The sequence below is a fragment of the Stenotrophomonas maltophilia group sp. RNC7 genome (assembly GCF_030910085.1).
Taxonomy (GTDB): Bacteria; Pseudomonadota; Gammaproteobacteria; order Xanthomonadales; family Xanthomonadaceae; genus Stenotrophomonas; species Stenotrophomonas sepilia.
In genome coordinates, this window is record NZ_JAVFVN010000158.1 from 1 (window position 1) to 327 (window position 327).

1 protein-coding gene is annotated in these 327 nt (G+C 36.7%); it reads left to right on the forward strand.

Features of this window, described 5'->3' with window-relative positions:
* Positions 1-15 precede the first annotated feature (15 nt).
* The coding region (locus RCF13_RS02120; protein ID WP_308140783.1) for a hypothetical protein at positions 16-327 on the forward strand (312 nt) is incomplete at its 3' end.

Genomic DNA, 327 nt, shown 5'->3' on the forward strand with positions numbered 1-327 from the left:
AAGGAAGTGTGGATTATGGCCTATGTAGATTATGATTATTACAAAGATACCTACAGAGGTTCTTTAGATAAAGAAACTGTTCTTAAATTACTAGAAGAAGCTTCGGATGAAGTTGATAAATTAACTTATGGTAGGATCCGAAAAAAGGGGTTTAATAACCTTACAGAATACCAACGAGAGTTAATTAAGAAAGCTGTATGCTACCAAGCTGATTTCATTAATACCTATGGTAGTTATCTCAGTAGCCCATTGGGTGGCTTTAGTATTGGAGATGTAAGCCTTTCCTTTGGCAAAGATAATCAAGGTGCAGGCGGAGTAGTAGCCGAT